At 44.9% G+C, this 8,659-nt stretch carries 8 protein-coding genes and 4 pseudogenes; 7 read left to right on the top strand and 5 right to left on the bottom strand.

Annotation, left to right across the window (positions count from 1 at the left end):
- Positions 1 to 191, top strand: a 191-nt coding sequence (locus ACRC32_RS10450) for a hypothetical protein (protein ID WP_438553896.1), incomplete at its 5' end; no start/stop codon positions are given.
- A gap of 27 nt (positions 192 to 218) precedes the next feature.
- Here the strand turns inward: ACRC32_RS10450 and ACRC32_RS10445 are convergent.
- A complete protein-coding gene (locus ACRC32_RS10445) occupies positions 219 to 536 on the bottom strand; it encodes a hypothetical protein (RefSeq protein ID WP_438553898.1) in 318 nt (105 codons plus the stop codon).
- Positions 537 to 608: 72 nt separating this feature from the next.
- On the opposite strand from ACRC32_RS10445, the gene ACRC32_RS10440 reads away from it, so the two are divergent.
- A complete protein-coding gene (locus ACRC32_RS10440) occupies positions 609 to 2,042 on the top strand; it encodes a sensor histidine kinase (RefSeq protein ID WP_438553897.1) in 1,434 nt (477 codons plus the stop codon).
- Between the two features lie 253 nt (positions 2,043 to 2,295).
- Here ACRC32_RS10440 and ACRC32_RS10435 read toward each other — a convergent pair.
- The 3 genes and pseudogenes from ACRC32_RS10435 to ACRC32_RS10425 form a co-directional block, all read right to left on the bottom strand.
- A pseudogene (locus ACRC32_RS10435) lies at positions 2,296 to 2,421 on the bottom strand (GMC oxidoreductase); the annotation flags it as partial.
- A 52-nt stretch (positions 2,422 to 2,473) separates the two neighbouring features.
- The gene (locus tag ACRC32_RS10430; RefSeq protein WP_438553895.1) at positions 2,474 to 3,148 is read right to left on the bottom strand and encodes a response regulator transcription factor; all 675 of its coding nucleotides are present in this window, start codon (positions 3,146 to 3,148) and stop codon (positions 2,474 to 2,476) included.
- 208 nt (positions 3,149 to 3,356) lie between these two features.
- Positions 3,357 to 4,262: a hypothetical protein gene (locus tag ACRC32_RS10425; RefSeq protein WP_438553894.1), complete on the bottom strand. Its 906-nt coding sequence runs from the start codon at positions 4,260 to 4,262 to the stop codon at positions 3,357 to 3,359.
- A 679-nt stretch (positions 4,263 to 4,941) separates the two neighbouring features.
- Here ACRC32_RS10425 and ACRC32_RS10420 point away from each other — a divergent pair.
- A complete protein-coding gene (locus ACRC32_RS10420; RefSeq protein ID WP_438553893.1) occupies positions 4,942 to 5,544 on the top strand; it encodes a Crp/Fnr family transcriptional regulator in 603 nt (200 codons plus the stop codon).
- A gap of 3 nt (positions 5,545 to 5,547) precedes the next feature.
- Here ACRC32_RS10420 and ACRC32_RS10415 read toward each other — a convergent pair.
- Positions 5,548 to 6,012: pseudogene (locus tag ACRC32_RS10415) on the bottom strand (IS1 family transposase); the annotation flags it as partial.
- Positions 6,013 to 6,276: 264 nt separating this feature from the next.
- On the opposite strand from ACRC32_RS10415, the gene ACRC32_RS10410 reads away from it, so the two are divergent.
- The 4 genes and pseudogenes from ACRC32_RS10410 to ACRC32_RS10395 form a co-directional block, all read left to right on the top strand.
- Positions 6,277 to 6,603: an antitoxin AF2212-like protein gene (locus tag ACRC32_RS10410; RefSeq protein WP_438553892.1), complete on the top strand. Its 327-nt coding sequence runs from the start codon at positions 6,277 to 6,279 to the stop codon at positions 6,601 to 6,603.
- Positions 6,604 to 6,634: 31 nt separating this feature from the next.
- Positions 6,635 to 6,925, top strand: a pseudogene (locus ACRC32_RS10405) (iron chelate uptake ABC transporter family permease subunit); the annotation flags it as partial.
- A 223-nt stretch (positions 6,926 to 7,148) separates the two neighbouring features.
- The gene (locus ACRC32_RS10400; RefSeq protein WP_438553891.1) at positions 7,149 to 8,327 is read left to right on the top strand and encodes a BMP family ABC transporter substrate-binding protein; all 1,179 of its coding nucleotides are present in this window, start codon (positions 7,149 to 7,151) and stop codon (positions 8,325 to 8,327) included.
- Between the two features lie 2 nt (positions 8,328 to 8,329).
- A pseudogene (locus ACRC32_RS10395) lies at positions 8,330 to 8,659 on the top strand (ABC transporter permease); the annotation flags it as partial.

Below are 8,659 nucleotides of genomic sequence, written 5' to 3'. Positions count from 1 at the left end.
CAAGATCTAGGCGTTTCATTGATGAGATGATTATGCTTCGGATGAAAATGGTTGAAGCAGCAGAGTCAGCACTTCAATCTCCAAATCCTGAAATCAAACGTATGGCACAGGAAACCATCAAAACTAGTAACACTGAAATAAAAAAAATGATGGAAATGCGAGGAAAATTTGGCATATATGAAGATGGTTAAGTTAGCTGAAGAACCACTTTAAATAATTCAGGACTTAGCAAAGCGCAATTTCTTGTTCTCTAATTCGACCCAGGGTTTTACGCGATCGCTCTTTATCCTCAGCCCCATTTCCTGCTCGATTACCTGCAAAATCTTATTCTCTTCTATCTGAGCGGGAATATTGGCTTTTTCTACCGTCCTCTTACTATTTGTGGGACAAGGACTAACTGGGACGCGCGACTTGCTAGAAATTCCTTTGGGCTTGGCAGAAACATTACATTGAGCAATGCGACTTCGTGAATCAGACCTGTCCAGCCAAAACTTCACAGAGCCAAGTAGAGAAGGCACTAAAGGTAGCGCAGGCATCTCGCCTGTGAGGAGCAGAATAGAATTATGCAGGCAAGCAGGGGGGACTCGGAGTCCCCGTCCCCGAAGGGGATGGGGAGAGGAGGACAGAGAACATTTCCTGAAGTATGGCGGCTCGATCCGTTTTCATTGCGATCGCGTTTAACAATTGGCATTGCAACTGTTTCTTCGGTAGGGTTGGGTAGCATTGCTATCTGGACGGGATGGCAAATGCAGCGCATCCTGATTAACAGCCACAAACAGGGAATTGAATACATAGCTGAACGCCTACCGCACGATGTAGAACTCTACAGTGAAATGTTGCCAGTAGAAACCGGATTAAGCAAAGCAATTAATAACCTGACGACTGCTGATACCCTTCTATGGGTAAAGCATCCCGATGGGAAAATTACAGCTAAGTCTGTCAGTCTCAAGATGCAGAACGATCGAAGTACGGCTGCTGCTTTAATGTCCCTAACACAAATGCCGTCTCAAGCCCAAGTCTCCGAAGTTAACGGACGCTACTTTGTGTTACGTGGCAGCTCATTGCAAGTCCGAGGGAGAGCAATCGGTCAACTGTTCGTGGCAAGAGACATTTCGCGCGATCGGCAGATGTTTTTGGCAATGGTCGGGAATTTGGGCATTATCAGTATAGGAGTACTGCTGGCAGTGACAGTAGCGATCGCTTTCTACCTGAAGCGATCGCTCCAACCTCTGCGCCAATTAAGCCAAATGACGCAGTTAATTTCGGCTGAAGATTTAGGGCGATCGCGATTGAATCTCGAACGCGCACCTAGCGAAGTGAAGGAACTGGCGCAAACATTCAATATGTTATTATCTCGCCTCTCTCAAGCTTGGGAACGAGAACGGGAATTTGTCAGCAATGTTTCCCATGAGTTGCGCACGCCACTGACAATCGTGCATGGATACTTGCAAAGCGTATTGCGACGACAGCATAACTTAACAGAAACTCAGCAAGAAGCTATAGAAACTGCTGCATCTGAAGCAGAACGTACCATCCGCCTCTTACAAGATTTACTCGATTTAGCAAGGGCAGATAGCGGTTATTTGCAGTTTCGGATCGATTCTTTTATACTCAACGATCTAGTAGCGGAAGTGGTGGGGATGGCACGTCAGTACAGCGATCGCGCGATCGCAATTGAGACAGAAACTTATCCCATCGTTGTGAAAGCAGACTACGATCGTCTCAAGCAAGTGTTGCTCAATTTAATTGATAATGCAATTAAATATTCTGAGCCAGATACGTCTATTCAAGTGAAACTAGACACTCAACCAGCAACAGCAATTATTCAAGTTTGCGATCGCGGCTATGGGATTCCCTTGCAACACCAATCTCGGATCTTCGAGCGTTTTTACCGCGTCGATGAAGCCCGTACTCGCACTACTGGAGGTTCTGGTTTAGGATTGCCGATTGTCAAAACTTTAGTAGAGGGAATGGGCGGTAGCGTCACGTTGCGCTCAAAATTAGGCGAAGGTAGCGTATTTACAATTAGTTTACCTGTATAGCTGCTAAATGCTAGTAAGAGTATCTCCGGTTAAGTATCCGTCGTTATAGCAAAACTCGCTCGATCGCAGAAATCCTATTTCTTTTTGTCATGTTTTATTTGTCATGTTTTATTTGTTGGAAATATCTGCGCGTTGCTAGTTCTAATTTTGGCTATGCACCACTTCGGACTTCCAGCACTGCTAGCAAGCAGACATCTCTCTAGGACTCGCTACGCTTTCAGCTTGTCCTAGAAAAATGAGTTACAAAATTAACCTACATCAACTGTTTCAACAAATAATCGCCCACTCGTAGAGCATTAGCAACGATCGTTAATGTTGGATTTACTGCTGCACTGGAAGGGAAAAAGCTACCATCAACAACATAGAGATTTTGGATAGGGAAAGCTCGGCTCCCCCCAATAGAAATCGCTGATGCAGATGGTTTTTTGATATTACTCTCGCAATACATAGCCGACACCCCGCACGGTGTGGAGCAAACGCTTTTCGTTGTTTTCTTCCAGTTTCAGGCGCAGGTAGCGAATATAAACTTCAATCACGTTGGAATCGCCTACAAAGTCATAACCCCAAACCTTTTCTAAAATTTGGTCTCTGGTAAATACCTGGCGCGGATGGCTGAGGAGGTATTCTAGTAGATCGAATTCTTTGACAGTTAGCTCAATTGCCCGTTGACCGCGCAATACTTCGCGAGTTCGACGATTCAAGCTTAAATCCTCAAATTGCATCAAATCTAAGTCTGGTTCGCTGGTACGGCGCAGATGGGCGCGAATTCGGGCAAGTAATTCCTCAATGCTGAATGGTTTAACTACGTAGTCATCAGCACCAGCATCTAATCCAGCAACGCGATCGCCTACCTCATCTCTTGCCGTTAATAAAATCACGGGGAGCTTGTTGCCAGTAGCACGCAGACGACGACATAGTTCCACTCCGGTTAACCCTGGTAGCATCCAATCCAGAATTGCCAGATCGAAAGCTGACTCTCGTGCCAAAGTCAGTCCTGCCATACCATCGTGCGCCACGCTGACGCAATAACCTTCGCTGCTCAATTCCAGTTCCAAGAATCGAGCCAGTTTGACTTCATCTTCAACTAGGAGGATATGTGCTGTCACAGTCTTACTCCTAATCAATGATGTTTTGTTGCCGATGAGGAGTCATGAGCATCTGTTTGTTCCATCTCATCCATATTGCCACGCTACCCAATTCGAGCCGAAAAATAATAGCGATGTCTACTTGAGTAATTTTTCCATGAGACTTATTATCGCAACTCATATCTACACAGAAGTTATCCGATCTCCGTTCAAGCAGGGGCGATCGATATTAATTTAGCTCTAGAGAAACATCATTATGGCAACTGTATACTTGGTGAGCCTGATAAAACCATTCAAAGAATCTACTTAAGCTTTGCTTTTTTCGTTGAACTTCAGCTTTGTTGTTAGCCAAACAATCAACTTCCTCTAAAAATATTTTAGTTGCGTGTAAGCATAAATGGCTGGCATCACGCAACTGTTGAAAATCAATTTTCTTTAGCTCTGATTGCCGACTACGAATAGCATTGAAGTAATTGATCCGAACATCTAGCCAGCTACCCGGTGTAATCTTGTGTACCATTTGCCGCGCTGGATTGCTGAGAAAATCTAATCCCATTGATGCTGCACGTTGATTAGTCAGATCAAATGTTTCTAAGTTCCACAAATCTGCTGTTAAGTTGGGAAGCTGGCAATTAGTTGCTAGTAGTTCCGATTTAGACATAAAAGTCTTCAACCATTCACACAGCAGCGCCAACTCTAAATTATTAGAAACCGGTTGTAATTGTGTTTCTATTTTCTGTAATAAAATATAAGCTTGCCCAATAGAACCAGAAACATATTCGTCAAAAATATGATTTTCTGAGTTCTCTAATAAATATACGAGCGTAATCGCTGCTGAATATAAATGTTCAATTAAAACTTGACTGCTAACACGTTCGCGGTGTGTCTCCAGTAGAACATAAGAGTAATAGCTTTGAATCATTTTAGAAAATAGACTGACTATAGCTATAGTGTAAGGCTCGTTAGATATGTTGAAAGTTGAGGCACTTAAAAGCTGAATATCTTGTAGATAACTATATAAAGTTTGAGCGGTTTGAAAAAAAGCATGACTGAAAGTCAGTTCGGTTTTATCAAGTGTATGAATGAGTGGTAGAGTAATTTTTTCTTCTGAATTACTAGAAAAATTTTGGTGCATTTATCCTCCAGAAAAATCATGAATTCAAAAGGAGCCTTAGTTTTGATGTCACTTGAAGTTTTGATTTTTGAATATTAAAATAGGTTTTCCACACTCATTCAAATTTTTGGGATTCATCGTAATATAAATGACGAGCCGATCGCGAGCATGGCAGCTTCTAATCTTATTTTTTCAGTCAGATTCAACCCGATAGTTATCAACCCAACTCTCCTCAAATCACTAATACTAGAAATATATGCTGACAGCTTTTTTATCGCAATTTTGCTCGAAAGAACACAGGTTATAGAAAAAACTTATTGTTGAGCCACAACTTAAATAACTGAGACTGTTGCATCATGCTGCCTTATCTCCTTTTCAGGCTGGCTGAGGTTAGCAGAGAGAGTTAAGTATGATTTCTGGTGCTATCACATCTATACTCCGGTCAAATTTAAATCTTGTCAATTCAGTGTTAGTGCCATCATTTGTCAATCTAGTAAAGTTCAGAAAAGTTCTGGATTTGAGATTCTTTTCTATTAAGAAAGATTTTTTTTAATAACAAACGCGGTTTGAAATACTGAATTTACAGTAGCTTTTGTTGTGAATTTAGCCTGTAGTCAGCAAATTAAGTTGCTTGCCTTGTTTGAGAATAAATGAATGCTATTTCTAGTAACTTGCATTAGTGGTTTATTGGTGTAAAGTGATGAGCTATGTCCAGCCTATTTGTCGCGACCGAAATGATGTAACGATATCTCCAGCGACTCTCCCAACTAAATTACAGTTTCAACGCCGCGATCGCTTACCAGAAAATCAAGAAGTTTTATGGCAAATTGAATCCGGGGTTGCCCGCAGCATTACTTGGAGCCAAGAGGGTGAGTTGGTTTGCTTGGGCTACTGGGGAGCGGGAGATGTTGTAGGACATGCACTTTCACGAGTGCAGCCCTACGAAATCCACTGTCTAACAAATGTAGAAGTCAGTCGCTGGAACCGCAATCAGTGGGTGCAATTAACAGATGCGATCGTTCACCACCAGCAGCAAACTGAAGAACTACTGAGCATCGTTCATATTAATCCTCTATCTCAAAAATTGTGGCAGCTACTCGTGTGGTTGAGTCAAAAATTCGGTCGGAATGTTGACAAAGGGCAGACGCTTGAGCTGCCACTCACCCATCAACAGTTGGCTCAGACGCTGGGTACGAGCCGAGTGACGGTAACTAGAGTTCTCCAGCAGTTAGAAGCAGAGGGAAAAATACGACGGCAGCGACGACGACTCGTCGTGACAACGATCGGTCATGCAACCAAATAGTTGCATAATATTTGAATGACGATAGATTGGTGGCAACGATTGCCACAGTGCTTGAGCAGAATTGCCAGAACGGTCGCCAATATGCAATCCCACGATCTCTCGTGTTACTGCATCCAACGCAAGCCACACCCATTGTTCGTTGCCTTTGTCATCCACAAACGACCACAACTCATCCATCTGCACCGTGAGGCGCTTTTTTGGCTTCTGGGTCACTTCCACCTGTCGCGACACTTGGTGGGCTTTGCGGTTGACGTAGCGTTGAACGCAGTCCTCGGACAGTTGCAGCACTCACGCAATTCCAGCAAGCGAGATCCGCTCGAGCAACAATCGATCGATCGATCCTTTTTGCTCTTGGCTCAACACCTGCCATTGCGGGTCAAGCACAAATTGTCGTCCACAGTCCCGACATTTATAATTTTCTCGACCTAGACACCGATCTACTGAATCAAAGGCGAGTTGATACCCCAACGAAAACCTCTGATGGCACACAAGCCGAGTAAAGAGGCAATCTTCAGGCTGCGGTAACGCACGGCGGGCAGGTTACTTCTTCCGCCTTACCCCAAAGTCAGGGGGGAAATTTTTCGAGGATTTTTGCTTATGCTTGTAGCTACTTAAGCACTTTGGGCTATAATTATTGGCTACCCTTGAAGAGTCACCAATAGTCGGGGCAGTGGTTTCCCCAGGACTGGCAGCAACTTTTACAAAAGTTACGCTCAAGTTAAAAAGATCCTCATGACAACGCTTCGCCGAAAAGTGCGCTCCCCTATGTCAGAAATTATTACTGCCGTCTACTCTAACGGGGTGCTACGCCCCCAAAATCATTTGTCCCTAACTGATGGGCAAACTGTGCGGCTTCAAGTTTTGACGGAAGAAACAGAGGATGAAGCCGAACAGGTAATTCAATCCCTAGTGGCAGCGGGACTGGTCACTCCTCCCCCCCATCGCGACGATGTTGAGCCAGTCTCAGAAGAAGCGTGGCGCGAACTGACTCAAAGACTGGAGACATCAGGAGGCAAGCCGCTCTCCGAAATCATTATTGAAGAACGGGGTCCAATGTGACCGCCTACTTCTTAGATAGCAGCGCTCTAGTCAACAGACAGCTTGGGTAAAAATTATGACGGCAATCGGCGTAGTTTTACTAGCAGGAAGTTCGGTCGCCCTGGCAGAACCGATTGGTTTTATTGGCTTAGTCGTTCCCCACATCGTCAGATTTTATATTCCCACCGATTATCGTTGGATATTACCTTACTGTGCCATTGTGGGCGCAACTTTAATCCTAGTTGCGGATGTAGCAGCGCGTGTCTTGCTCAAACCTCAAGAAATACCTGTGGGAGTGATGACAGCGATCGGATTTACGTTATGGATAAAGGTAAAGAAATAAAGTTGGATTGACTTGTCATGCGTTCGCAGCTGATTTTTACGTACGCTTAACTTCTCAGATGTACGTAGTTCGCGCTCCTTTGCAAAATTGTTAACTATTACACATTCACCTTTGTGTTTCCTGCTTACAGTTGGCTTATATCGAACGATGCATTGCCTTCATAGCCGCCTGTGACTGTGAGATTTGCGGCTAAGTGTGAGTTTGTGCCGAGGAGTTGAATGAAGTGAGTATAGATAAACCTTTTCCATTAAATCGCCGTCAGGTAATTCGCGGCATTTTAGCAACTACAGCATTTGGTGCTGCCACTAAATTCGGCACTGGATGCACGCCAGCTAGCCAAACTCAAGCCTCTTCCAACGCAGAAGACAAGCCAATCGTGATGGGATTTATCTATGTCGGTCCCAAAGACGACTTCGGCTATAACCAAGCCCATGCAGAAGGAAAACAGGGATTGGCAAAACTGACATGGTTGAAATCTGTCGAAGAAGCGAACGTCCCAGAGACAACCGCTGTAGAAGAGACGATGCGGAATATGATTGAAGAGGAAGGCGCAACGGTACTCTTTCCTACTTCCTTCGGTTACTTCGATCCTCACATTCTTAAAATCGCGCAGGAATACCCAGAAGTCCAATTTTTCCACTGTGGCGGACTGTATCAAGACGGCAAACATCCCAAAAATGTCGGTAGCTATTTCGGCTACATCGACGAAGCCCAGTACGTAGCGGGAATCGTCGCCGCCCACACTTCTAAAACTGGTAAACTCGGCTTTATAGCAGCTAAACCGATCCCGCAAGTTTTGCGTAACATCAACAGCTTTAACTTGGGGGCGCGGAGTATCAACCCCAAAATTACCACTCAAGTCGTCTTTACAGGTGATTGGGCGTTACCCGTGAAGGAAGCAGAAGCAGCTAATAGCATGGCAGACCAAGATATTGATGTGATTACTTGTCATGTAGACAGCCCGAAAGTGGTGATGGAAACCGCAGAAAGAAGGGGAATTTTCTGTAGCGGCTATCACGCCAACCAAGCCAAGCTAGCACCTAAAGGTTATTTGACGGGGGCAGAGTGGAACTGGGCGCAGGTTTACTCCAGCTATGCAGAGATGATTCGGGCGGGCAAAACCTTGATGAATGGTGGCATTCCGCACTTGGTACGGGGTGGCTTGAAGGATGGATTCTTAAAGATGTCGCCCTATGGTGCGGTGGTGAGTGCCGAGGCAAAGAAAGACGCAGATGCCATGAAGGAAAAATTCATGGCAGGCAACATGACGATCTATCGGGCAGGATTGAAAGACAATACGGGAAAAGTTGTCGTGCCTAACAAAGATTTCACCCAGACAGCGATCGAACTAGAAAAGATGAATTGGTTAGCAGAAGGCGTAATCGGTAGAGTCGCGAGTTAGTTATGAACACTCATACATGGCGGGGCAAGTTGGAATCCGTCTGCATTCCCCTCGCTGCCATTCTCTTTTCTTTGTTGCTATTTGGAATATTTTGTGCCGCAGTCGGGGCAAATCCGATCGCGGTGTATGGGGCAATTTATCAAGCAGCGTTTGGTAGGTGGCAGTCTTTCCAAAATGCCCTGATCCGTGCCGCGCCCTTAATGTTGAGTTCTCTATGTACGGCTTTACCCGCACGCTTGGGATTGGTCATCATCGGTAACGAAGGGGCGATCGTCGTCGGCGGATTGGGTGCAGTGGCGATCGCCCTTGCCCTCTCTACAAACGTTCCACCT

Origin of the sequence: Chroococcidiopsis sp. (genome assembly GCF_051657925.1) — a bacterium.
GTDB lineage: Bacteria > Cyanobacteriota > Cyanobacteriia > Cyanobacteriales > Chroococcidiopsidaceae > Chroococcidiopsis.
Note: the sequence above shows the minus strand (reverse complement) of the source record. Positions and strands in the feature narration are given on the sequence as shown.

Coding starts and splice junctions, on each gene's coding strand:
- ACRC32_RS10445 (WP_438553898.1), bottom strand. CDS start 536: ATGCCTGCGCTACCTTTAGTGCCTTCTCTACTTGGCTCTGTGAAGTTT.
- ACRC32_RS10425 (WP_438553894.1), bottom strand. CDS start 4,262: ATGCACCAAAATTTTTCTAGTAATTCAGAAGAAAAAATTACTCTACCA.
- ACRC32_RS10410 (WP_438553892.1), top strand. CDS start 6,277: ATGACAACGCTTCGCCGAAAAGTGCGCTCCCCTATGTCAGAAATTATT.
- ACRC32_RS10420 (WP_438553893.1), top strand. CDS start 4,942: ATGAGCTATGTCCAGCCTATTTGTCGCGACCGAAATGATGTAACGATA.
- ACRC32_RS10440 (WP_438553897.1), top strand. CDS start 609: ATGGGGAGAGGAGGACAGAGAACATTTCCTGAAGTATGGCGGCTCGAT.